Genomic DNA, 23,306 nt, shown 5'->3' on the forward strand with positions numbered 1-23,306 from the left:
TGCCGGACGTTTGGCTGGCGGAGGGATCAGTAGCCAGTTTGAGGGCCGTAGCCGCCGCCGTCGGTGAAGCGCGACAGGCGGAAGGCGTGCGGGTCCACCACCGGGGTGCTGCCGGTCACCAGATCAGCGGCCAGCCGTCCGGCAGCGGGGCCGATACCAAAACCGTGGCCGGAAAAGCCGGTGGCAATGAACAGCCCCGGCAAGCTGTCGACCTGCGAGAGGACCGGGATTGCATCCGGTGTCACATCCATCAGCCCGGCCCAGCTTTGCACCACATCGGCGCCCTGCAGCACCGGGAATGCCTTTTGCGCTGCGGCCCAGCCGCTGCGGAGTGCTTTCTGAGAGGGTGCCGGATCTAGAACGCGGCACTGTTCAAAAGGGGTAATGTCTTGCGGATCCCATCGGTGCGCTTGGGCAGCTTCCTCGGCCCAGCGGCCGGAGACACGGAATTGCAGGGCCCGCCATTCCTGGCGCAGGCTGGGCAGGTATTTCCAGCCAAGGCGGAAACTGTCAGGAACGATGTCCACCACATTTTCCATCGCATCAGAGACCGTGTAGCCTCCGTCCGCCCGCTTGCGCAGGCCGAGATTGCCGCTGCGCACCGCTGTTTCCGGACCTCCCGGCACCGGCGAGGTGCGCAGAACCGAGTTCAGCACCTTGAGCTGCGGCAGGTCCACACCCGCGTTGCCCAGAAACAGCCGTGACCAGGCGCCGCCTGCGGTGACAACGGCGGAACAGGCCACCCGGCCGCGTTCGGTCATCACCCCGCTGATGCGGCCCGCAGAAGTTTCAACACTGCGCACGGCGCAATCGGTCATCACTTTCGCCCCGGCAGCACGGGCGGCGGAGGCGATTGCGTGGGTTGCCAGCTGCGGCTCGGCGCGGCCGTCCATGGGCGTGTGCAGCGCTGACTGCGCCTTGGTCTGGTGTCCTGGCATCAGCTGGGCCAGCTGTTCGCCGCGGACCATGCGCGCGCCCTGGCCCCAGCTGTCGAGGTTGCGCAGCCAGCGCTCCAGCTGCGCCTCGCGCTTGGCGGTCTCAGCCGTGTAGAGGATACCGGATCGGGTGAAGCCGGTCTCATGCCCGGTGCGTTCTGCCAATCCGTCCCACAGGCGCAGGGATTCTGCCATCAGAGGGATTTCCCGCGGGTCGCGGCAAGCGATGCGCACCCACCCCCAGTTGCGCGAGCTTTGCTCCCCTGCGATCTGGCCCTTTTCGCAGAGCAGCACCGAGTGGCCGCGTTCGGCCAGCTCCAGCGCGGTGCTGGCACCAATGATGCCGCCGCCGATCACCACGGCGTCAACGGCCTTGGGCAAGGCCAGATCGGATTGGAAATGGGGCAGCTTCGGTCCGGGCATGCGGGCATCTATGCCCGCAGCATTGCCGCCGGTCCAGCGTGCATGCGACACAGGTTGCGCCGCATTCGGCCATTGTGATTTTTCCGCCGCATATCAGAACGTTACCGGCAACGAAAAACCCTAAACCGCGACTAAAGAGACGCGGATTAACCTGCGGAGTCAACGGGTTAGCGCGGCCTTCAAGAGGGGTCGCGCCAGCGGTTCACGATCGGATAGCGGCGGTCCAGCCAGAACGCGCGCCGGGTCAGGCGGGCACCGGGAGCCGATTGGAAGCGCTTGTATTCGCTGATATAAATCAGATGCTCCACCCGCTTGGCTGTATCCCGGTCATAGCCCGCTTCAACACAATCTGCAATTGAGCCATCCTGATCCACCAGAATATCAAGGATTGCATCCAGCACCGGGTAGTCCGGCAGGCTGTCGCTGTCCTTCTGGTCTTCGCGCAGCTCGGCACTGGGCGGCTTGTCGATCACATTGGGGCGGATCACCTCGCCAGCCGGGCCCCTCATCCAGGGACGGTGGTTGGCGTTGCGCCAGCGGCAGGTTTCGAACACGCGGGTCTTGTACAGATCCTTGATCGGGTTGTAGCCGCCGTTCATGTCGCCGTAGATGGTGGCATAGCCGACTGCGACCTCCGACTTGTTGCCGGTGGTCAGCAGCATTTCGCCAAACTTGTTGGACATCGCCATCAGCAGCAGGCCGCGCAGACGGGACTGGATGTTCTCCTCTGTCAGGCCGGGCTCCATGCCCTCGAACAGAGGCGCCAGGGTGTTGGTGATGGCGGCCCGGCCTTCGGAGATCGGCACGTAGTCGTAGCGGACGCCCAGTGCCTTGGCGACGGCCTCTGCATCGTCGAGGGAGTCCCGGCTGGTGTATTCCGACGGCAGCATCACACAGCGGACATTTTCGGCGCCAAGCGCATCCACGGCGATAGCCGCGACGATGGCCGAGTCGACGCCGCCGGACAGGCCCAGCAGAGCCTTATTAAAGCCGGTTTTGCCCATGTAGTCGCGCAAGGACTCCACCATCACCCGGTAGTCCTGCTCCCATGCGTCGGGCAGATGCGCCTTTTCGCCCTCGACCGCGCGCCAGCCGTCCTCGGTGCGTTCCAGGTCGAGATGGGCATAGGCCTCATCAAACACCGGCATCTGCAGCGCCAGCGCACCGCCCGGGTTCAGCACGAAAGAGCCGCCGTCAAAGACCTGATCGTCCTGGCCGCCAACCATGTTCAGATAGATCACCGGCAGATGGGTTTCGACAGAGCGCGCCACCATGTGGTTGAAGCGCACTTCCATCTTGTCGCGGAAATAGGGCGAGCCGTTGGGGATCAGCAGGAACTCTGCGCCGGTCTCAGCCAGGGTTTCCGCGACATCCTCGTGCCAGCCGTCCTCGCAAATGGGGGAGCCGATGCGGGTATTGCCAACGGCATAGGGACCGCCCAGCGGGCCGGCATCAAAAATCCGCACCTCGTCAAACACGGTTTCATTGGGCAGGTGGTGCTTGAGGCTGCGCGAGGCGATCTTGCCGTCTTTCAGGACAAGGTAGGCATTATAGAGTTTAGCACCCTCGATCCAGGGGCTGCCGATAGCCAGCGCGGGGCCGTCTGCGCAGTCAATCGCCAGTTTCTCTACCTCGGCGATGGCGGCGGTGTGGAAGGCCGGCTTCATCACCAGGTCCTGTGTGTTGTAGCCGGTGATGAACATTTCCGGCAGCGCCACAAGATCGGCGCCGGCCTTGCGGCCCTCCTCCCAGGCGGCACGGGCCTTGGCGGCGTTGCCTGCCAGGTCACCGACGGTGGGGTTCAGCTGCGCCAGTGTCACGCGGAAACGGTCTGCCATGCTGCTTGGGCCCTTTGTGAAATACCTCTCCCAGCCATTTATCAGATTGACGGCCAAGGAAAAGGGCAAGGGGGGCAGGCCAGGGAAAAGACATTGCGGCCCGTGTTGCGGTAGCTTAGTTTCCGGGCGAGCAACCCAATATGGCAGCAGCACCGTAATTCCTGGGCAGGCAGAGGTTTTCAATGACCCGTTTCGGCACCGCATTCGCGCTTTCCACCCTCCTGGCACTGGCCGCGCCTGCGCTGGCGCAGGAAGGCGAGGTTATCACCACCCAGGACGAGATCGGCGGTGTCTATGAAGGCACTTTCAAGGGCGGGCTGCAGCATGGCACCGGCACCTACAAGCTGCCCAATGGCTATGAGTACACCGGCGAATGGGTCGACGGCGAAGTGCGCGGCCAGGGCGTGGCGCGTTTCCCGGACGGTTCGGTCTATGAAGGCGAATTCGCGCAAGGCAAGCCGCACGGGCTGGGCAAGCTGACCCGCGCCGACGGCAGCACCTATGAAGGTGGCTGGCAGGACGGGCAGATCCATGGTGACGGCACCTCTGTCTATGCCAGCGGCGTGCGCTATCAGGGCAGCTTTGCCGATGGCAAGCGGCACGGCAAGGGCGTGATGACGTCGCCTGACGGCTATACCTATGACGGTGACTGGGTGGAGGGCCGCCAGCAGGGCCTGGCGAAGATCACCTATGCTGAAGGCACCGTTTACGAGGGGGCGGTGACCGACGGACAGTTGCAGGGCCAGGGCAAGCTGGAGACCTCCGACGGGCTGATTTATGAGGGCGAGTGGCAGGCCAGCCAGATGCATGGCACCGGCAAGCTGATGCAGGCCAATGGCGATATCTACGAGGGTGAACTGCAGAAGGGCCGCCGCCATGGCACTGGCAAGCAGACCTATGCCAATGGTGACGTCTATGCTGGCGATTTCCACGATGACCTGCGTCATGGCACTGGCTCCTTTACCGAAAAGGACGGCTACACCTATGAAGGCGCATGGGTGAAAGGCCAGATCGAGGGCAAGGGCAAAGCGGTCTACCCAGACGGCTCGGTCTACGAAGGCGATTTCCGCGATGATCTGGCGGAGGGCAAGGGCAAGATTACCTATCCTGACGGCTCCACCTACGAGGGCGACTGGGTGGCCGGGGTGATTGAGGGCGAAGGCACCGCCACCTACCCCAGCGGCATCACCTATACCGGCGGCTTCAAGAACGCCAAGAACCACGGCCAGGGGGTGATGACCTATGCCGACGGCTACCGCTACGAGGGCGGCTGGCAGGACGGGCAGCGCCATGGCGAGGCAACGGTGACCTATGCGGACGGCTCGGTCTATACCGGCGCATTTGCCAGCAGCCAGCGCCACGGGCAGGGCAAGATCGTGATGCCCGACGGCTTCACCTATGAGGGCGAATGGCAGGAAGGCAAGATCTACGGCCAGGGCGTGGCGACCTATGCCAATGGCGATGTGTACGAAGGCAGTTTCGTCAATGGCAAGCGGCAGGGGCCGGGCACGATGAAATACGCCAGCGGCCAGCAGGCGGACGGCACCTGGGAAAACGGTGCACTGGTCAGCCAGGGGTCCGTGGACACGGGCCAGACCGAAGCAGGGCAGACCGAGTAAGCCGAAAGGGACTTCAGACTGTAAAATGGCGCGCTGGGATGGCGCGCCTTTTTGTTTTAGCCGATGCGGATGCGGCTCAGGTGGTCGGGCATTGCGACGCCCTCCAGGTTGGCCGGGTCCGGCAGCGGCGGCTTCAGTTCCATCGCCATCGGCACCACGCCGGCCCAGATTGGCAGTGCGTAATCCTCTTCATCGTCCTTGGGCGGGCCGGAGCGGATCTTGGCCGCGCCTTCCTCGATCGGCATCCGCAGCAGCGCTGTTGCCTTCAGTTCCTGCGTGGTCATCGGGCGCAGGGTCTCCCAGCGGCCGGGGAAGATGTGATCCACCATCGTCTTGAGGCTGGCGGCCTTGGCGTCCTCGTCCGTGACTTGCTCTGCCACCCCGAACAGCATCGCAGAGCGGAAGTTGACAGAGTGGTGAAAGGCGGAACGCGCCAGCACGTAGCCGTCCATGCAGGTGACGGTCAGGCAGACCTCCGAACCCGCCATTGCCCGGATCGCCCGGCTGGCGGCGGAGCCGTGCCAGTAGACGTGATCGCCCTCACGCCATTGCAGGGTCGGCAGCACCGAAGTTGAGCCGCCGATCTGATATCCTATGTGGGCCAGCGGCATGGCGTCGAGCACCTGATACAGGCTGTCGCGGTCATAGAGCCCGCGTTCATGGGCGCGGCGCAGGCGGCTGCGGTCTGTTTTCAGGGCGGCTTCTTGTTCGGGCTGGCGCATCGGCTGACCTCATATTTCTTGTTGTGTCCCGTGACAGCTACGCGCAAACTGGATTGAACTTAACCTCCACTTTCTGACAAAAAGAACAGTCCAGCATGATTGACCTCTCCGGCATGATTTCTGACAGCAAAGCCGGACCGCTGTACCAGCAGATTGTCGCCGCGCTGCGCCGCCGGATCAGCGAGGGCAGCCTGGGTCTTGGCACCCGGCTGCCGTCCTCACGGGCACTGGCGCAGGATCTGGGGGTGGCGCGCTCCACAGTGGTGACGGCCTATGACCAGCTAGTGGCCGAGGGCTTTGCCGAAACACGCCAGGGCTCCGGGATATTTGTCTGCGACGTGGCGCCGATCCGGCCGCCTGAGGCTGCGGCGCAGCCGGCCGCAGCAGTTCCGCCGCCTGTACCCGGCCTGCTTCTGCCCGGTGCGCCAGATCCTGACGTGTTTCCTGCCCGCCCCTGGGCGCGCTGTGTTTCACGTGTGGCAAGGATGGCCCCGATGAGCCTGAGCCACCAGGAGGATGCCTTTGGCGACCCGGAGCTGCGCCGGGAAATCGCCGCCTATGCGGCGCGCTGGCGGGGCATCGAATGCAGCGCGGAACAGGTGCTGGTCACCAGCGGTGCGCGCGAGGCGCTGGAACTGACAATGGAGTTTCTGGTGGAGGGCGAGGACATCGCGCTGGAGGCTCCTGGCTTCACACCGACCCAGCGGTTTGCGCAGGCCCGCGGCTGGCGGGTGCACTGGCTGCGCACAGGTGCGCGCGGGGCCGAGGTGCCGCAGCAGATGGCCAAGGTCACGCTGCTGACCCCCTCGCATCAGTTCCCGCTGGGCGGCACCCTGCCGGTGCCGCAGCGGCAGGCCTTCCTGCAGGCGGCCAAGGCGCGCGATGGCTGGATCATCGAGGATGATTTTGACAGCGAATTCCGCTATGGCGGCCAGCCGGTGCCTGCGATGGCCGCGCTCGATGGGGAGGGGCGCTGCATTTATGTGGGCACCTTCTCCAAGACATTTTCCCATGCGCTGCGGCTGGGCTATGCGATCCTGCCGTCGGCGCTGGTGCCGCAGTTCAGGGCGCAGTTCATCCACCCGAGCGCAGGCGCTGCCATCACCGCACAGCGGCCGCTGGCGGAGTTCATGGCGTCAGGCCAGTACGACCGCCACATCCGCCGCGCCCGCAGGCTTTATGCAGAGCGCTATGCAGCGGCGGCGGAGGCGCTGGCAGAATGGCCGGAGTCACTGGGATACTTTCACCGCCACAATGCCGGGATGCAGATCGCTTTTCATCTGAAGGAGTCGCAAAACGACACGGAGATTTGCCGCCGCACGGCTGAGGCAGGATATGGCGTCCGGCCGCTGTCGCCGCATGATCCGGAATGCGCAGCTCAGGGTTTGCTGATCGGGTTCTGCCAGTCGCCAGCTGATGACCTGCCCGGCCAGATCGCCGGCTTGCGCCGGATCGTGGAAGGCAGGCGCTAACATCGAGTATAAAAAAGCCTCCCCGGATGGCCGGGGAGGCTTGCCTCATTCAGCGTTGATCAGGCCGGAGCCGATCAGCTGTACTTCTTGATCTCACCCGACTTCAGGCGCGCCATGTAGCTGTTCAGCTCTTTCTTGACGATCGGCATCAGGAAGTAGAGCGCGATGATGTTGACAACCGCCATGGCAAAGATTGCCGCGTCGGAGAAGTCGATCACCGGGCCGAGGTTTGCGGCTGCGCCGATCACCACGAAGATGCAGAAGATCACCTTGAACACCAGTTCGGTGGTCTGACCTTCGCCGAACAGGAAGGTCCAGGCCTTGAGGCCATAGTAGGACCAGCTGATCATGGTGGAGAAGGCAAACAGGATCACTGCCAGCGCCAGCACGTACTGGAACCAGCCGAAGGCCGACGAGAAGGCTGCCGAGGTCAGCGCCACGCCCTTGTTGCCGTCCACGGTCTGGATGGTGCTTGCACCTTCATCCAGCAGGTAGAGGCCGGTGTTCGGATCCTGGATCAGCTGACCGGTGATGATGATCACCAGCGCAGTCATGGTGCAGATCACAACGGTGTCGATGAAGGGTTCCAAGAGCGACACGAAGCCTTCGGTGATCGGCTCCTTGGTTTTCACCGCGGAGTGCGCGATTGCCGCGGAGCCAACGCCGGCTTCGTTCGAGAAGGCCGCGCGCTTGAAGCCCTGGATCAGCGCGCCAACCATGCCGCCGGCAACCCCTGCACCGGTGAAGGCGCCTTCGAAGATCTGACCGAATGCCCAGCCGATCTTGTCCGCGTTCATCGCCAGAATGACCAGCGCGGCTGCAACATACATTACACCCATGAACGGCACGACCTTTTCGGTGACGCGGGCAATGGACTTGAGGCCGCCGACGATCACGGCAAACACCACCGCAGCGAACACGACGCCGGTGATCCAGCCCGGGTAGTCGCCCACGACGCCGGAGATCTGCGCATGCGCCTGGTTGGCCTGGAACATGTTGCCGCCACCAAAGGCGCCGAGGATGCAGAACACCGAGAACAGCACTGCCAGGAACTTGCCCATCGGCAGGCCGCGTTCGGCAAAGCCCTTGGTCATGTAGTACATCGGGCCGCCGGAGACGTGGCCGTCTTCGAACTCATTGCGGTATTTCACGCCCAGGGTGCATTCGGTGAACTTCGACGCCATGCCCATCAGGCCGGCCAGGATCATCCAGAAGGTTGCACCGGGGCCGCCGATGCCGACTGCCACCGCAACGCCGGCGATATTGCCGAGGCCGACGGTACCCGACAGCGCGGTTGCCAGCGCCTGGAAGTGGCTGACCTCACCCGCGTCGTTGGGGTCGGAGTAGTCGCCTTTGACCAGCGAAATCGAGTGCGGGAAGGCACGGAACTGGATCAGGCCGAAGTACAGTGTGAACACGGTGGCCGCGACCACCAGCCAGGCCACGATCCAGGGGAAGCTGGTGCCGGGGAACGGGCTGAAGATCAGGTTGACGAACCAGCCGGTGGAGCTGGCAAACAGCTCATTGACGCGCTCATCGACGGATTGTGCCATCGCCGGGGCGGTTGCCGCCAGCAGCAGCGGCGCAGACAGGGCTGCCGCCTTGATTGATTTCCTCATGACTGTCCTCTGAGTTTATCTTTAGGGAACGATGGTGACCGGAACCGGAGCCGCCTGGGCAAGGCTGCCCGCGACAGAGCCGAACAGCCGCGACGACAGTGCCGAATGGCCAGTGCGGCCAATGATCAGGTGGTTGGCGCCACTCTTCTTGATCACGTCGATCAGGGTTTCCGCGATATGGCCGTATTTCAGCTCAGTCGAGACGGTGACACCGTCGTCTTCAAGGCTCTTGCGCACCGGTGCCAGCAGGGCGTCTTCTGCGCGCTTCAGTTCTTCCTCGCGGCGCTTGTGGCGCTGCTCGATCTCCTCCGGGGTGAGGAAAGAATAGGGCGACCATTCCAGCACATGCGCGATCACCAGCTCTGCCCCTTGCGCTTTGGCAAGGCTGACGGCAAAAGCAAGCGCCGATTTGGCGGCCTCGCTGTCGTCATATCCAAGGACAATTTTATTCGACACTTTTTCCTCCTATCGATGGCGCATTCCTCTACGGGAGCGCCGGATCCGGGGTGTCAACGCCGGAAAACCTGCCGACGCAAGACCCATTGCCGTTCCCGCCTCAAAAAAAGGCGCAGTGCGGACAAACTGCCGCATTGAAACTGCGGCAGGTCCTTACTTATATTATATCCCTTTTTCAATATTGTCTTGCACTTACCGCATACAGCGGCATACGGCGGTGTCAAAACGGTGCCGTGCCGCAACGGCAACTCAGGCAATCACGGCGGACAGAATCCCCCTTTCCATTCGCCGCCGCCTCTGTATAAATCCCTGCCATGACCATTTGCGCAGATATCACTATTGCAGCCACCGCCGCCCGCGGTGCCGCTCTGCGCGCCCTACTGATCCTAGCCCGCCTCTGAGCGTGCCCTTCCGGCGCGCCCGCTCAGAGGATTGCCGCACGCGCGCCATAGAAGGCTTATGATGCCCCTAAGGGCTTAGGACAGAGACAAGAGATACCATCATGACAAACGCATCCCCGATTTCCGGTGACAAATCCCGTGTATTGATTTTCGATACCACCCTGCGCGACGGCGAGCAGAGCCCCGGCGCCACCATGACCCATGACGAGAAGCTGGAGATTGCCGAGCTTCTGGACGAAATGGGCGTGGACATCATCGAGGCAGGTTTCCCGATTGCCTCCGAAGGCGACTTTGCCGCTGTGTCCGAGATCGCCGAGCGTTCGAAGAACGCGATGATCTGCGGGTTGGCGCGCGCCAATTTCAAGGATATCGACCGCTGCGCCGAAGCGGTGCGCAAGGCCGCGCAGCCGCGCATCCACACCTTCATCGGCACCTCGCCGCTGCACCGCGCCATCCCGAACCTGACGATGGATGAGATGGCGGACAAGATCCACGAGACCGTGACGCACGCCCGCAATCTGGTCGACAACGTGCAGTGGTCGCCGATGGATGCGACCCGGACCGAGTGGGACTACCTGTGCCGGGTGATCGAGATCGCCATCAAGGCGGGTGCGACCACCATCAACATCCCCGACACCGTCGGCTATACCGCACCTGCAGAAAGCGCCGACCTGATTAAGCGCCTGATTGAAACCGTGCCGGGCGCCGACGAGGTGGTCTTTGCCACCCATTGCCACAACGACCTCGGCATGGCGACCGCCAACGCGCTGGCAGCGGTGGCAGGCGGTGCGCGCCAGATCGAATGCACCATCAACGGCCTTGGCGAACGCGCAGGCAACACCGCGCTGGAAGAAGTTGTGATGGCACTGAAGACGCGCAATGACATCATGCCCTGGTCGACCGGCATTGACACCACCAAGATCATGCATGTCTCGCGCCGGGTTTCGACCGTGTCCGGCTTTGTGGTGCAGCCGAACAAGGCGATTGTCGGCAAGAACGCCTTTGCCCATGAAAGCGGCATCCACCAGGACGGGATGCTGAAGAACCGCGAGAACTTCGAGATCATGCGGCCCGAGGACATCGGCCTTTCCGGAACCTCCCTGCCCTTGGGCAAACACTCCGGCCGCGCCGCGCTGCGCGACAAGCTGGAGCATCTTGGCTATGACGTGGGCGACAACCAGCTGAAGGATGTCTTTGTCCGCTTCAAGGAGCTGGCCGACCGCAAGAAGGAAGTGTTCGACGACGATCTCATCGCACTGATGCGCATCGGCACCGACGCGGAGAACGACCACCTCAAGATTGTGTCGATGAAGGTGGTCTGCGGCACCGGCGGCCCGGCGGAATCCACCGTCGAGATGGAGATCGACGGCAAGGACGTAACAGAGACCGCCGAGGGCGACGGCCCGGTGGATGCAACCTTCAAGGCGATCCGCAAGATCTATCCGAACACCGCCCGCCTGCAGCTTTATCAGGTGCATGCAGTCACTGAAGGCACCGACGCCCAGGCAACCGTGTCCGTGCGGCTGGAAGAAGACGGCAACATCGCCACCGGCGAAAGCGCCAACACCGATACGGTTGTGGCCTCGGCCAAGGCCTATGTGAACGCGCTGAACCGCCTGATCGTGCGCCGCGGCCGGGTCGGCGAAGGTGCCGACACCAAGGAGATTTCCTACAAGGATCTCGCCTGAGCCAGGCTCAATTGAAAGAGAAAGGGCGCCCGTTGCGGCGCCCTTTTTCGTTACAACTTACTCCAGCCCGGCCTTGCGCAGCCCTTCAGCGAAATGCTCTTTGTCTTCGCTGCGGCCGTAGTGCAGCCCGGCCAGCAAAGCCTCTGCCGTGGCGTCCGGCTGCATCACCCGGATTTGCGCCACGCAGTCCTGTGCCTGTGCCTCGTCGCCCAGCCAGCTGTGGCATGCCGCCACCAGCGCGGTCTGCACCGCATCCATTGATGGCAGGCGTTTGAAATCTGTCAGCGCCTCTTGGTACAGGCGGGCAGTGAAATGCGCCTTGCCGAGGTGGCTCCAGAAACGGACCGGGAAATGCGGGTTGAGGCGCATCGCCTTTTCGATCCATTCCGCGCCCTCCTCCGGCCGTCCCTGCCAGGTCAAGAGCTCGCCCATCTGCACCACAACCAGATCATAATTAGGGTTCAGGGACAAAGCGCGTTCCTGATGGTACTGCGCCTGATCGAGGTTCTCTTGCAGGATGGACACCGCCGCCATCAGCCGGTGCACATCCGCATCATTGTCATCCATCGAGGCGGCTTTCTGGATCGACTCCAGCGCCAGTTGCAGCATCCCCTCAACATCATCGCACCAGCCATACCCCCAGGCCTGGCCGCGGATGCAACCGCGCCAGGCGTGGGCATGGGCAAACTCCGGGTCCAGCTCCACCGCGCGGTCGATCAGCTTCATCGCCTCTGCATTGTCTTCAGCCGTGCTGCGGTGATGCAGCACCTTGGCCGCCAGCACGCATTCATAAGCCGCCAGGCTGGCGGGTTTCTTGCGCGAGACCTCATCCTGCTGCGCCGCTTCGATCCGGCCCGGCAGGGTGGCGACAATCGCCGATGTCACCTCGTCCTGAATCTCAAAGATATCATCCAGGGTCCGGTCGTATTTCTCTGCCCAGATGTGGGAATCATTGCAGCTGTCGATCAGCTGTACCGTGATCCGGACACGGTTGCCGCCTTTACGCACGCTGCCTTCGACGATGTAGCGGGCGCCAAGCTTCTCTGCCACTTCGCGGATGTTCACTGCCTGCCCCTTGTAGACAAATGTCGAGTTGCGGGAGATCACGAACAGCTCGTGGCGGCGGCTGAGCTCGGTCAGGATGTCCTCCGTCAGGCCGTCGGCAAAGAACTCCTGCTCCGGATCGCCGCTCATATTGGCAAAGGGCAGCACCGCGATGGAGGGTTTGACCACGGCAACCGGTTCAGCCGCGCTGCTGTCCTGTTCCGGCGCGTCGGCGGCGTCTCCTTCCAAGAGCAGCCTGTAGACCTGCACCGGCTCTGCGATATTCTTGAGCTGTTGCGGTCCCAGGTCCTCAAACTGCAAGTCATCCATGCGACGGACCTGATCGAAAACCGCGGCCGAGATGCAGACGTCGCCGGTGCCGGCAAATTGCTCCAGCCGGGCCGCCACGTTGACGCCGCCGCCGTAGATATCGCCCTCGTCAAAGATGATATCGCCAAGGTTCACACCAATCCGGAACTGGATACGTTTGTCGGGCGCCACATCGGCGTTGCGGCGGCGCATCCTGTCCTGCACCTCAGCGGCGCAGGCCACTGCGTCGCAGACGCTGGGAAACTCGACCAGCATCCCGTCGCCGGTGGTCTTGATGATGGAGCCGCGGTTTTTGGAGATCGCAGGGTCAATGAGTTCGATCCGGTGGGTGCGAAGGCGGGCCAGCGTGCCCTGTTCGTCCACGTCCATCAGACGGCTGTAGCCAACCATATCCGCCGCCAGCACGGCGGCCAGCCTGCGTTCCATGTAGCGCCCTCCCTGCCGGAAAGCGTAGCGGGAAAGCGCTGGATTTCAAAGCTGTTTGCAAACCCTCAGCCGCGCAGGATGCGGGCTGCCAGCGCCGGTGAGAGGCGGTGGATCAGCCGCAACAGCTTCATCTGACCCACCCAGATTTCGATTTTGCCCGCCGCGGCCCCGTCCAGCAAAGCGGCGGCGGCGGTGTTGGGGCTGATCTTGCCGCGGCCGCGTCCGTCGGTCATCTGCGTCGCCGTCAGCGCCATCACGCAGTCGGTGATTTGGACCCGCAGGCCGGCATCCTCAGCCTGATAGCGCAGGGCGCGGGTGAAGCTGCGCAAGCCGGCCTTGGAGGCGCAGTAGACCGGCGCCTGCGGTTTCGGGGCCAAGGCAAGGCCGGAGGTCACATTGACCAGGAAGCTGCCTGGCGTGCGCGCCAGAACCGGAAGCAGCCCGGCGGCAAGATGCATGGGCGCTGTCAGGTTCACCGCCAGCTCCTGCTCGATGTCCTGCGCGTCCGCAGAGCCTTTGGCAAAATCAGCGGCGATCTGAATACCCGCGTTGTTGATCACCCCGTCCAGACGCTGCCGCTGCAGCCCGGCAATCAGCGCAGTGCGCGCGCTGCCGTCCGTCAGGTCGCAGGCCAGCCGCTCAATACCCTCTGGCAGATCATCCAGCGCTTCGCTGCTTCGTGCCAGGGCCAGAACCTCTGCCCCCTCTGCAGCCAGCTGCAATGCTAGCGCCCGCCCGATCCCGCGGGAGGCACCGGTGACCAGGATGCGCTTGCCATCAAACCGCATGGGTGGCCTCAAAGCTGCGGAAGCCATTTTCATAGGCTGGAATGATCCCGGTTACCGTGAAGTAGCCCTCGGCGATCAGGGCGGTGTCCCGCAGCTGCTCGATGGCAAAATAGTAGGCCTCGGGCGTTTCCGCCTCGATCATCGCAACATCGCTGCAGTCCGCATGAAACGCCTCGGCATCAAAATGGCGCAGCGACAGCCCGTTTCGGGTGAAGGGCTCCAGCCCGGTTGCCGCCAGGCGCCCCCGCTCCTGCCGATCCAGGCGCAGCCAACTGGGGGAAGCGTGCAGCAGCAGGAAAATGGTCATTTTCATCGGGGAACCTCCGGGATGTTGCCTTTGCCGCCAAGAATGTGAAGAATTGCTCACATTCTCAACTCGCATTCCCGGCAGGAAGTCACCCGCAATGCACAGCCCAAGAAAACAAGCCCGCCAGGCCCGTTCCCGTGCCACGCAGGAGGCAATTGTGGAGGCAGCGGCTCGCATTCTGGAAACCGCGGGGCGGGAGGGATTGACCACCAATGCGATAGCCGAGCGGGCCGGCGTCAGCATCGGGTCGCTGTATCAGTATTTTCCCAACAAGGAGGCGGTGCTGGCCGCGGTGCTGCGCAGCAAGCGGGCAGAGCTGCTGGGCTGGATGCAGGACGCCGCAGCGCGTTGCCGGGAGGCGCCGCCAGAGGCAGCATTGCAGGAATTGCTGACCGCCGGGATGCGGCATCAGTTCGAGCGGCCGCGACTGGCGATGGAGGCGGAATATGCTGAACAGCACTTGCAGCTGGCACCGGAAACCGCAGCATTGGCGCAGGAGATGGCTCAGATCGTACTGGACACCATCCGCCGGTTTTCCCCCGCCGCCGGACCGCAGGAGGCACGCGACGTGGTCGCCATTGCCAAGGGCATGATCAACTCTGCCGCTTTTGCCGGTGAGGCTGGCGGTGCTGCGCTGGTCCAGCGGGTGGAATGCGCGATCCGGGGTTACTTGCGCGAAACCGCGTCAAACAGCGCCGAAATCCGCGCGGCTTCCTCTGCCGCACCATAAGGCGCGTTGACCACGAACATGCCGCTGCCGACCATCCGGTGTCCTTCGCGCACCGGCGGAAAGGACACCTCGTGGCGCAGCGCATCTGGTAGCCCTTGGCTTTCCAGTGCCTTCAGCATCTGCTTGTGGCTGCCGTCCAGCAGGATCGGATACCACAGGGCGATGACGCCCACATTCCACTTTTTATGCAGCTGGCCGATGATGCCGGGGATGCGGGCATAGTCGGATTTGATCTCGTAGCTCGGGTCGATCAGCAACAACCCGCGGCGCGGTGTTGGCGGCGCCAAGGACATGGCGAGTTCAAACCCATCCTGCTGGTGCACCTTGGCCTTCCAGGGTCTCAGTGCCGCGCGCAGGGCGGTGTTTTCCTGCGGGTGCAGCTCGGCGAATTGCAGCGAATCGCCGGCACGCAGCAGCGAGGCCGCAATCAGCGGCGATCCGGGATAGGCGGCCGCGCCATGCGCTGAACGGGTCTCCGACAGGGCGCGGTGCAGCGGGTGGTCAGCCGCCAGGCCCTGCTCTGTCAGCACCTTGGTGATGCCCTGCTCCGCTTCGCCTGTCTTCACGGCCTCGGGCGCGTCCAGCTGATAGAGCCCCCGGCCCGCGTGAGTCTCGATATAGCTGACCGGTTTGTCCTTGCGGGTGAGATAGGCCAGCATCCAGGCAAGCAGCGCGTGCTTCTGAACGTCGGCCAGGTTTCCGGCGTGATAGATGTGCTGATATGAGAGCATAGGCCCCCTCTAGCCGCTATTTTCAAAGGGCGGAAGGGGCGGCGTACGCCCGGTAAACGGAATCTCAACCCCGCTGCGGCAGACTGCATCCCGACGAGATACCGCAGAATGCAGGTTCCCATGCCCCTCAGAATGAGCGCCCTTGCCCTGATCGTGACATTTCTGGCCCTGCTGCTGTGCAGCGCGGCCGCCGTCAGCGCGCAAGGCTATTCGCTGGTTGGCAATAATTTCTTCCTGCAAAAGGCCTCTGCCCCGATGCCCGGACCGGCCCCTTCCGCAGCTCCGGCCCCGCAGGCCATTGCAAGCCTGCTGCCCGACACCCTGCCGGGCGCCGATCAGGGCCGCGGGGCGGTATCGCTCAACCCCGGTGCGGCCAGCCTGTTCCGCGGCCGCAGCGGCGGCGGGCTGTTCGCCCCCATCCTCAAAGCGCCACCCAGCGTCAAGCGGCTGCTGGACCTGATTGCCAGCGCCGAAGCCGGCAAGGCGCAGTATGATGCAGTGCAGTACGGGGCCACCCGCAAGCCGCCGGAAAAACCGACAAGCATGACAATTGCCGAGATCAACGCCTGGATCGATGCCACCCCGGGACAGCCCCATGCGATCGGGCGCTATCAGTTCATCCCCGCAACGCTGCGGCGGCTGGTCAAACATCAGGGGGTGAAACCGCAGGCCCGCTTTACACCTGAGCTTCAGGACCAGCTGGCACATCAGCTGATCGAGGAAGCCGGCTATAGCGCTTTCCTGGCCGCGGAAATGCCGCGCAAGACCTTCATGCTGAACCTGGCCAAGATCTGGGCCGGGCTGCCGGTCTCCAGCGGGAAATCCTATTACGAGGGTTATGCCGGCAACAGCGCCAGCCTGACCTGGGCGCATTTCAAGGCGGAGATGCAGCGGATTTTCCCGGCCTGAGCGTTGAAACTCAGGTCACTGAGGCTGCCCCTCCGGGCGCGTCTCCCCGGCCCTGCCGGAACAGCGCGTGAACGCGGCAGGCTGACGCCGCTGGATACTGGGCGGAAAGGCGCTGTTTCACCATAATACGCCCTTTCGCGGCCCTGCCGTGCCGCTTATAAGGTTTGGGAAGGCGGCTCCTGCGGGGAGTCGCCCAAGGAATATTGGCAGCACTCACAGGATCCCTTCTATATGGCGCTTTTCGGAAACTTGGGCGGTCTGTTCTCCTCGGACATGGCCATCGACCTCGGCACAGCCAACACTCTGGTCTATGTCAAGGGCCGCGGGGTGATCCTGTCCGAACCTTCCGTGGTTGCCTACCACGTCAAGGACGGCGTCAAGAAGGTGCTGGCCGTGGGCGAAGACGCCAAGCTGATGCTGGGCCGCACCCCCGGCTCGATTGAGGCGATCCGGCCGATGCGCGAAGGCGTGATTGCCGACTTCGACACCGCCGAGGAGATGATCAAGCACTTCATCCGCAAGGTGCATAAGCGCTCGACCTTCTCCAAGCCCAAGATCATCGTTTGCGTGCCGCATGGCGCCACCCCGGTTGAAAAACGCGCGATCCGCCAGTCAGTTCTGTCCGCTGGCGCACGCCGGGCCGGCCTGATTGCCGAGCCGATTGCCGCTGCCATCGGGGCCGGCATGCCGATCACCGACCCGACCGGCAACATGGTTGTCGACATCGGCGGCGGCACCACCGAGGTGGCGGTTCTGTCGCTGGGTGACATCGTTTACGCCCGCTCTGTCCGCGTCGGCGGCGACCGCATGGACGAGGCGATCATCAGTTACCTGCGCCGTCAGCAGAACCTTCTGGTAGGCGAATCCACCGCCGAGCGCATCAAGACCTCCATCGGCACCGCCCGGATGCCCGACGACGGCCGTGGCCAGTCGATGCAGATCCGCGGCCGCGACCTGCTGAACGGCGTGCCGAAGGAGATCGAGATTTCCCAGGCCCAGGTCGCTGAGGCGCTGGCCGAGCCGGTACAGCAAATCTGCGAAGCGGTGATGACCGCACTGGAAACCACCCCGCCGGATCTGGCCGCCGACATCGTTGACCGCGGCGTCATGCTGACTGGCGGCGGTGCTCTGCTGGGCGATCTGGACCTTGCCCTGCGCGAGCAGACCGGCCTGGCCGTCTCCATCGCGGACGAGAGCCTGAACTGTGTGGCGCTCGGCACCGGCAAGGCGCTGGAATTCGAAAAGCAGCTGGCGCACGCCATCGACTACGACAGCTAACGCCGCAGCCTGCCGGAATGGCACCAGCTGACAGGCCGGTTTCCGGGTGGCTGGAAGGAGAGACGTGGCCAAGGACAAGTCACAGCGCGACGATTACGCAACCCCGCTGCGGCGTCTGCTGACAGCGGTTCTGTGCTTGTGTCTGGCAGTCATCTTCATCGTCTGGCGGATTGACAGCCCGCGGGTGGAACGCTTCCGCGCGCAGGTGGTCGACACCGTCGTGCCCAGCATGGACTGGGCGATGGTGCCGGTCACCGCAACCATCAATCTGATCCGCGATTTCCAAAGCTACCAGCGGCTGGCCGAACAGAACCGCGAGCTGCGCAGCGAGCTGCGGCAGATGCGGGCCTGGAAAGAGGCGGCATTGCAGCTGGAACAGGAAAACGCGCGGCTTCTGGACCTCAACAACGTGCGGCTAGATCCGCAGCTCACATACATCACCGGAGTGGTGATGGCCGACAGCGGCTCCCCGTTCCGGCAGTCGGTGCTGCTGAATGTGGGCAGCCGCGACGGGGTGCATGACGGCTGGGCCGCGATGGACGGGATCGGGCTGGTGGGCCGGATCTCCGGCACCGGGCGTAACACCGCGCGGGTGATCCTGCTGACCGATGCCGCCAGCGCCGTGCCGGCCACAATCCAGCCCTCTGGCCAGACCGCGCTGGTCACCGGCGACAACAGCGCCGCGCCGGTGCTGAGCTTTTTGGAAAACGCCGACCAAGTGCGTCCCGGCGACCGGGTGATTTCCTCCGGCGACGGCTCTGTCTTTCCGGCGGGCCTGCTGATCGGCCAGGTCGCCAAAGACCGCTCCGGCCGGATGCGCGTGCGCCTGTCCGCTGACTATGGCCGGCTGGAGTTCCTGCGTGTGCTGCGCCACCACGGGACGCAAGTGATCCAGGATCCAGGCGGGCTGGTCGGCGCCGCCCCCGGCGACCCGCAGCCGCAGCCGCGGCCGGAAACCCTGGGGGAGGACAGCGCCGAAAGCACGGCTGAGGCGGGCAATGGCTAATACCTCGCCCGCCCGGATCTGGACCATGCGCGCGGCATTTCCGGCGCTGGCGCTCTTGATCATGTTTTTCCACCTGCTGCCGCTGGAAACCGAACCGCGGTTCTGGTCACCCCCGGATCTGCTGCTGGCACTGGCCATGGCCTGGAGCCTGCGCCGTCCGGATTATGTGCCTGCGCTTTCCATCGGGCTGGTGATGCTGCTGGCGGATCTGCTGTTCCACCGCCCGCCCGGGCTGCTGGCACTGCTGACGGTGCTGGGCTGCGGCTTTCTCAAGGGCCGCGCTGCCCCCCACCGTGAGAGCACCTTTGCCAGCGAATGGATTGCCGTCGCCCTGGTGCTGACCGGGATAGCCACGTTGAACCGGCTGATCCTGACTCTGTTCGGAGTGGAACAGGCGCAGCTGAGCCTGACGGTGATCCAGGTTGTGATGACCATCGCCGCCTATCCGCTGGCAGTTTGGGCCAGCCAGTCTATTCTGGGGGTGCGCAAGCTGTCCCCCTCTGAAGCCGAAACCCTGGTGAACCGCTGATGAAACGCAACCCCAAGGATCTGGATGCCGCACATGGCAAATTGACCCGGCGGGCGCTGTTCCTCGGCGGGCTGCAGCTGGCCTTTGCCGGCGGGCTGGCGGCCCGGATGCGCTATCTGCAGGTGGATCAGGCCGATGAATTCCGCCTGCTGGCCGAAGAAAACCGGATCAACATCCGCCTGCTGCCGCCGGCCCGCGGCCAGATCTTTGACCGCAATGGATTGATCATCGCGCAGAACTCGCCCTCCTACAGGATCACCGTGGTGCCGGAGGATGCGGGCGATGTGGAGGCGGTGATCGCCAAACTCTCCAGCCTGGTGCCTTTGGACCCGGAAGATCTGGAGCGCGCCCGCACCGAGATGCGCCGCTCGCCGCCATTCCTGCCGATTACCCTGGCCGACCGTATCGGCTGGGAGGATATCTCCAAGGTGGCGGTCAACGCCCCGGCCCTGCCCGGCGTCACGCCAGAGGTGGGCCTGACGCGGGTTTACCCCCAACTTGGGGATTTTGCACATGTCATCGGTTATGTCGGGCCGGTCTCCGACTATGACCTGAGCAAGATGGACGACCCGGAGCCCGTATTGATGATTCCGCGCTTTCAGATCGGCAAGGTCGGCTTTGAGGCCAAGCGCGAGGATGTGCTGCGCGGCAAGGCCGGCGCCAAGCGGGTGGAGGTCAATGCCACCGGCCGGGTGATGCGCGAGCTGGACCGGCGCGAGGGGATTTCCGGCGCCGACATGCAGCTGACCATCGACGCGGAGCTGCAGAATTACGTACAGGCGCGTTTGGGCCGGGAAAGCGCCGCTGCTGTGGTGATCGACTGCGAGGATGGCGATATCCGTGCGATCTGCTCCTCGCCCAGCTTCGACCCCAACCTGTTCGTGCGCGGTATTTCGGTCGCCGACTATCGGATGCTGACCGAGGACAACTACCGCCCCCTGTCCAACAAGACGGTGCAGGGCACCTACCCGCCCGGCTCCACCTTTAAGATGATCACCGCGCTGGCCGCATTGGAGAACGGCGTTGTCGGGCCGGAGGAAACCGTCTGGTGCCCCGGCCACCTGAAAGTTGCCGGCCGCCGCTTCCACTGCTGGAAACGGGCCGGCCACGGGCATGTGGATCTGAACACCTCGCTCAAGCGGTCCTGCGATGTCTATTACTATGACGTGGCGATCAAAACCGGCATCGACAAGATCTCCGAAATGGCCAATCTGTTCGGTCTGGGTATCAAGCACGATCTGCCGATGTCGGCGGTCGCCCAAGGCATCACACCGACCAAGGAGTGGAAATCCAGCTCCTACGGCAAGGACTGGCTGATCGGGGATACGGCAAACGCTTCGATCGGGCAGGGCTACATGCTGGCCTCGCCCCTGCAACTGGCTGTCATGTCAGCGCGGATTGCCACCGGCCGCAGCGTAACGCCGCGGCTGCTGAAGTCTCTGGACGGTGTAGAGCAGCCCAGCGGCGCGGGCGAGCCGCTGCCGGTCAGCGAAAACAGCCTGCGTATGGTGCGCCGCGGCATGTATTCGGTCAGCAACGACCGCCGCGGCACCGCCTACCGCTCGCGCATTGCCCCCAAGGAGATGGAGATGGCCGGCAAGACCGGCACCAGCCAAGTCCGCAACATCACCGCCGCCGAACGTGCCGCCGGTGTGATCCGCAATGAGGACCTGCCGTGGGAACGGCGTGACCACGCGCTGTTTGTCTGCTTTGCACCTTATGACAAGCCGAAATATGCGGTTGCCGTGGTTGTCGAGCATGGCGGCGGCGGCTCCAAGGCGGCGGCACCGGTGGCGCGCGACGTGATGCTACAGGCGCTTTACAACGGCACGCCGCCGCTGGAGGCCTACCCCAAAGCCGACCGAAGCCGCATCAAGGCGCAGCAGGAACGGCTGGAACGCGAACGCGTCAAGCGCCCGCTGGGCAGCAGGAGCAGCCGGGCATGAGCTATCTTGAATATCACGCCAAATCGACCCCCACCGGCCTGCGCAAGGTTTTGCATTTGAACTGGGGGCTGACGCTGCTCCTGATCACCGTGTCCAGCGTCGGCTTCCTGATGCTCTATTCGGTGGCAGGCGGATCGTTCAGCCCGTGGGTGGAACCGCAGGTCAAGCGCTTTGCCCTTGGCCTGGGCGTGATGTTTGTGGTGGCGATGATCCCGATCTGGTTCTGGCGCAATATCTCAGTGTTGGCCTACCTGGGGTCGCTGGCATTGCTGGTCGCGGTGGAGCTGTTCGGCACCGTCGGCATGGGCGCGCAGCGCTGGATCGACATCGGCTTCATGCGGCTGCAGCCCTCGGAGGTGACCAAGATCGCCCTGGTGATGCTGCTGGCCGCCTATTACGACTGGCTGCCTGCCGAGAAGACTTCGCGCCCCTTGTGGGTGCTTCTGCCGGTGATACTGATCCTGGTGCCGACGGCACTGGTTCTGAAGCAGCCGGACCTTGGCACCTCGATCCTGCTGATGGCCGCGGGCGGCGGCGTGATGTTCCTGGCGGGCGTGCATTGGGCCTATTTCGTGGCGGTGATTGCGGCTGGCGTGGGGCTGGTCAGCGCGGTTTTCCAAAGCCGCGGCACTGAGTGGCAGCTGCTGAAGGACTACCAGTTCCGCCGCATCGACACCTTCCTCGATCCCTCGCAGGACCCATTGGGCGCGGGTTATCACATCACCCAGTCCAAGATTGCACTGGGGTCCGGCGGCTGGTCCGGGCGTGGCTTCATGCAAGGCACCCAGTCGCGGCTGAACTTCCTGCCGGAAAAGCACACCGACTTCATCTTCACCACCCTGGCGGAGGAATTCGGCTTCATCGGCGGCGTAACCCTTCTGTCCATTTACATGCTGATCATCGTATTCTGCATCGCCTCCGCCATCGCCGCCAAGGACCGGTTCTCTTCGCTGGTGATCATGGGAATCGCCATCACCTTCTTCCTGTTCTTTGCGGTGAACATGTCGATGGTGATGGGGCTGGCACCGGTGGTCGGGGTGCCGCTGCCGATGGTCTCTTACGGCGGCTCGGCGATGCTGGTTCTGCTGGGTGCCTTCGGCATCGTGCAAAGCGCCCATATCCACCGCCCGCGCCAGGCCTCACGTTAGATACTCAGGGAGTTTCCATGACCGCCAATGTCCTGTTTGCAGGCCACCCCGACGCCTGGCCCGCCTATGAGCCGCTTTTGAAGGCAGAGCTTGCCCGGCTTGGCGTGGATGCCGATCTGCGCAAGGAATTTGCGCCGGAGGAGGTGGATTACATTGTCTACGCCCCTACCGGTCCGGTCAGCGATTTCACCCCCTTCGCCCGCCTGAAGGCGGTGCTGAGCCTGTGGGCAGGTGTCGAGAAAATTGTGCCTGTTGTGCCCGCCGAACTGCCGCTCACCCGGATGGTGGACAGCGGGCTGGAGCAGGGCATGACCGAATGGGTTGTTGGCCACACCCTGCGCTACCACCTGGGCATGGACGCGCATATCCTTGGTCAGAACGGGCACTGGGAGCCCAAGGCCCCGCCGCTGGCGAAGGACCGCAGCGTGACTGTGCTGGGCCTAGGTGCGCTGGGAACTGCCTCGGCCAAAGCCTTGGCCGCACTCGGGTTTCAGGTTTCCGGCTGGAGCCGGAGCCAAAAGGACATCGCGGGCATCACCTGCCACTCCGGCGCAGAGGGGCTGAAGGCGGCACTGGCGCAGGCGGAAATTGTCATTCTGTTGCTGCCGGACACCCCCGCCACAGAAAATACCCTGAATGCGGACACCCTCGCGCTGCTGCCCAAGGGGGCCAACATCCTCAACCCGGGCCGCGGCCCGCTGATTGATGACGATGCACTGCTGGCGGCACTGGACAGCGGCCAGGTCGGCCATGCCACGCTGGACGTTTTCCGCGTCGAGCCGCTGCCGCCGGAACACCCCTATTGGGCGCATCTCAATGTGACGGTGACCCCGCATATCGCCTCGGAAACCCGCGAAAGCACCGCGGCGGAGGTGATCGCCGAAAACATCCGCCGCGCCGAGGCGGGGGAACCGCTGCTGCATCTGGTCGACCGCAGCCTCGGCTACTGAACGCAAAAGAG

General features: G+C 63.9%; 20 protein-coding genes. 11 read left to right on the plus strand and 9 right to left on the minus strand.

Going from position 1 to position 23,306, the window contains the following annotated elements; genetic code table 11:
- Positions 1-26: 26 nt before the first annotated feature.
- Together RA24_RS12950 and RA24_RS12955 are read right to left on the minus strand one after the other, a co-directional pair.
- Complete coding sequence (locus tag RA24_RS12950; RefSeq protein WP_039192470.1) at positions 27-1,358, minus strand: NAD(P)/FAD-dependent oxidoreductase; 1,332 nt, start codon at positions 1,356-1,358, stop codon at positions 27-29.
- A gap of 179 nt (positions 1,359-1,537) precedes the next feature.
- Positions 1,538-3,196 carry an NAD+ synthase gene (locus RA24_RS12955; RefSeq protein WP_039192041.1) on the minus strand — a complete coding sequence of 553 codons (1,659 nt, stop codon included), beginning with the start codon at positions 3,194-3,196 and terminating at the stop codon, positions 1,538-1,540.
- A 182-nt stretch (positions 3,197-3,378) separates the two neighbouring features.
- On the opposite strand from RA24_RS12955, the gene RA24_RS12960 reads away from it, so the two are divergent.
- A complete protein-coding gene (locus tag RA24_RS12960; RefSeq protein WP_039192044.1) occupies positions 3,379-4,815 on the plus strand; it encodes an MORN repeat-containing protein in 1,437 nt (478 codons plus the stop codon).
- 56 nt (positions 4,816-4,871) lie between these two features.
- On the opposite strand, the gene RA24_RS12965 is transcribed toward RA24_RS12960, so the two are convergent.
- Positions 4,872-5,537, minus strand: a complete 666-nt coding sequence (locus tag RA24_RS12965) for a pyridoxamine 5'-phosphate oxidase family protein (protein WP_039147273.1) — start codon at positions 5,535-5,537, stop codon at positions 4,872-4,874.
- A gap of 95 nt (positions 5,538-5,632) precedes the next feature.
- On the opposite strand from RA24_RS12965, the gene pdxR reads away from it, so the two are divergent.
- Positions 5,633-7,009, plus strand: a complete 1,377-nt coding sequence (pdxR, locus tag RA24_RS12970) for a MocR-like pyridoxine biosynthesis transcription factor PdxR (protein WP_039147276.1) — start codon at positions 5,633-5,635, stop codon at positions 7,007-7,009.
- Between the two features lie 74 nt (positions 7,010-7,083).
- On the opposite strand, the gene RA24_RS12975 is transcribed toward pdxR, so the two are convergent.
- Together RA24_RS12975 and RA24_RS12980 are read right to left on the minus strand one after the other, a co-directional pair.
- The gene (locus RA24_RS12975) at positions 7,084-8,628 is read right to left on the minus strand and encodes an alanine/glycine:cation symporter family protein (protein WP_019297730.1); all 1,545 of its coding nucleotides are present in this window, start codon (positions 8,626-8,628) and stop codon (positions 7,084-7,086) included.
- 21 nt (positions 8,629-8,649) lie between these two features.
- Complete coding sequence (locus RA24_RS12980; protein WP_019297729.1) at positions 8,650-9,084, minus strand: universal stress protein; 435 nt, start codon at positions 9,082-9,084, stop codon at positions 8,650-8,652.
- Positions 9,085-9,586: 502 nt separating this feature from the next.
- Between RA24_RS12980 and RA24_RS12985 the strand changes: the two genes are divergently transcribed.
- Positions 9,587-11,173, plus strand: a complete 1,587-nt coding sequence (locus RA24_RS12985) for a 2-isopropylmalate synthase (RefSeq protein WP_039192046.1) — start codon at positions 9,587-9,589, stop codon at positions 11,171-11,173.
- A gap of 57 nt (positions 11,174-11,230) precedes the next feature.
- Here the strand turns inward: RA24_RS12985 and RA24_RS12990 are convergent, their stop codons facing one another.
- The 3 genes from RA24_RS12990 to RA24_RS13000 form a co-directional block, all read right to left on the minus strand.
- Positions 11,231-12,973, minus strand: a complete 1,743-nt coding sequence (locus RA24_RS12990; protein WP_039192049.1) for an adenylate/guanylate cyclase domain-containing protein — start codon at positions 12,971-12,973, stop codon at positions 11,231-11,233.
- Between the two features lie 65 nt (positions 12,974-13,038).
- Positions 13,039-13,761, minus strand: coding sequence for an SDR family NAD(P)-dependent oxidoreductase (locus RA24_RS12995; protein WP_039192052.1), 723 nt, complete (start codon positions 13,759-13,761; stop codon positions 13,039-13,041).
- Positions 13,751-14,074: a darcynin family protein gene (locus RA24_RS13000; RefSeq protein ID WP_039147288.1), complete on the minus strand. Its 324-nt coding sequence runs from the start codon at positions 14,072-14,074 to the stop codon at positions 13,751-13,753. Before RA24_RS13000 ends, RA24_RS12995 begins: the two co-directional genes overlap by 11 nt.
- A 151-nt stretch (positions 14,075-14,225) precedes the next feature.
- Here RA24_RS13000 and RA24_RS13005 point away from each other — a divergent pair, with 151 nt between their 5' ends.
- Positions 14,226-14,798: a TetR/AcrR family transcriptional regulator gene (locus RA24_RS13005; protein WP_193747133.1), complete on the plus strand. Its 573-nt coding sequence runs from the start codon at positions 14,226-14,228 to the stop codon at positions 14,796-14,798.
- On the opposite strand, the gene RA24_RS13010 is transcribed toward RA24_RS13005, so the two are convergent.
- Positions 14,735-15,529, minus strand: coding sequence for a 23S rRNA (adenine(2030)-N(6))-methyltransferase RlmJ (locus RA24_RS13010; RefSeq protein WP_039192054.1), 795 nt, complete (start codon positions 15,527-15,529; stop codon positions 14,735-14,737). The two genes, RA24_RS13005 and RA24_RS13010, sit on opposite strands and share 64 nt — an antisense overlap.
- A gap of 132 nt (positions 15,530-15,661) precedes the next feature.
- On the opposite strand from RA24_RS13010, the gene RA24_RS13015 reads away from it, so the two are divergent.
- The 7 genes from RA24_RS13015 (at position 15,662) to RA24_RS13045 (ending at position 23,295) form a co-directional block, all read left to right on the plus strand.
- Positions 15,662-16,438 (plus strand): hypothetical protein, encoded by a 777-nt coding sequence (locus RA24_RS13015; protein WP_039147296.1) that lies wholly within the window; start codon positions 15,662-15,664, stop codon positions 16,436-16,438.
- A gap of 231 nt (positions 16,439-16,669) precedes the next feature.
- A complete protein-coding gene (locus tag RA24_RS13020) occupies positions 16,670-17,716 on the plus strand; it encodes a rod shape-determining protein (RefSeq protein WP_019297721.1) in 1,047 nt (348 codons plus the stop codon).
- A gap of 64 nt (positions 17,717-17,780) precedes the next feature.
- Positions 17,781-18,722 (plus strand): rod shape-determining protein MreC, encoded by a 942-nt coding sequence (mreC, locus tag RA24_RS13025; protein WP_039171672.1) that lies wholly within the window; start codon positions 17,781-17,783, stop codon positions 18,720-18,722.
- Positions 18,715-19,251, plus strand: a complete 537-nt coding sequence (locus RA24_RS13030; protein WP_039192056.1) for a hypothetical protein — start codon at positions 18,715-18,717, stop codon at positions 19,249-19,251. Before mreC ends, RA24_RS13030 begins: the two co-directional genes overlap by 8 nt.
- Entirely contained in the window at positions 19,251-21,197 is a 1,947-nt protein-coding gene (gene mrdA, locus RA24_RS13035) for a penicillin-binding protein 2 (protein WP_039171675.1), read from the plus strand. Before RA24_RS13030 ends, mrdA begins: the two co-directional genes overlap by 1 nt.
- On the plus strand, positions 21,194-22,345 hold the full coding sequence (gene rodA / locus RA24_RS13040; protein ID WP_039147302.1) for a rod shape-determining protein RodA: 1,152 nt from the start codon (positions 21,194-21,196) through the stop codon (positions 22,343-22,345). The genes mrdA and rodA overlap by 4 nt, the downstream gene beginning before the upstream one ends.
- A gap of 17 nt (positions 22,346-22,362) precedes the next feature.
- Complete coding sequence (locus RA24_RS13045) at positions 22,363-23,295, plus strand: 2-hydroxyacid dehydrogenase (RefSeq protein WP_039192059.1); 933 nt, start codon at positions 22,363-22,365, stop codon at positions 23,293-23,295.
- The last annotated feature ends 11 nt before the right edge of the window (positions 23,296-23,306 follow it).

The sequence above is a fragment of the Leisingera sp. ANG-M6 genome (assembly GCF_000813905.1).
In the GTDB taxonomy this organism is placed as follows: Bacteria; Pseudomonadota; Alphaproteobacteria; order Rhodobacterales; family Rhodobacteraceae; genus Leisingera.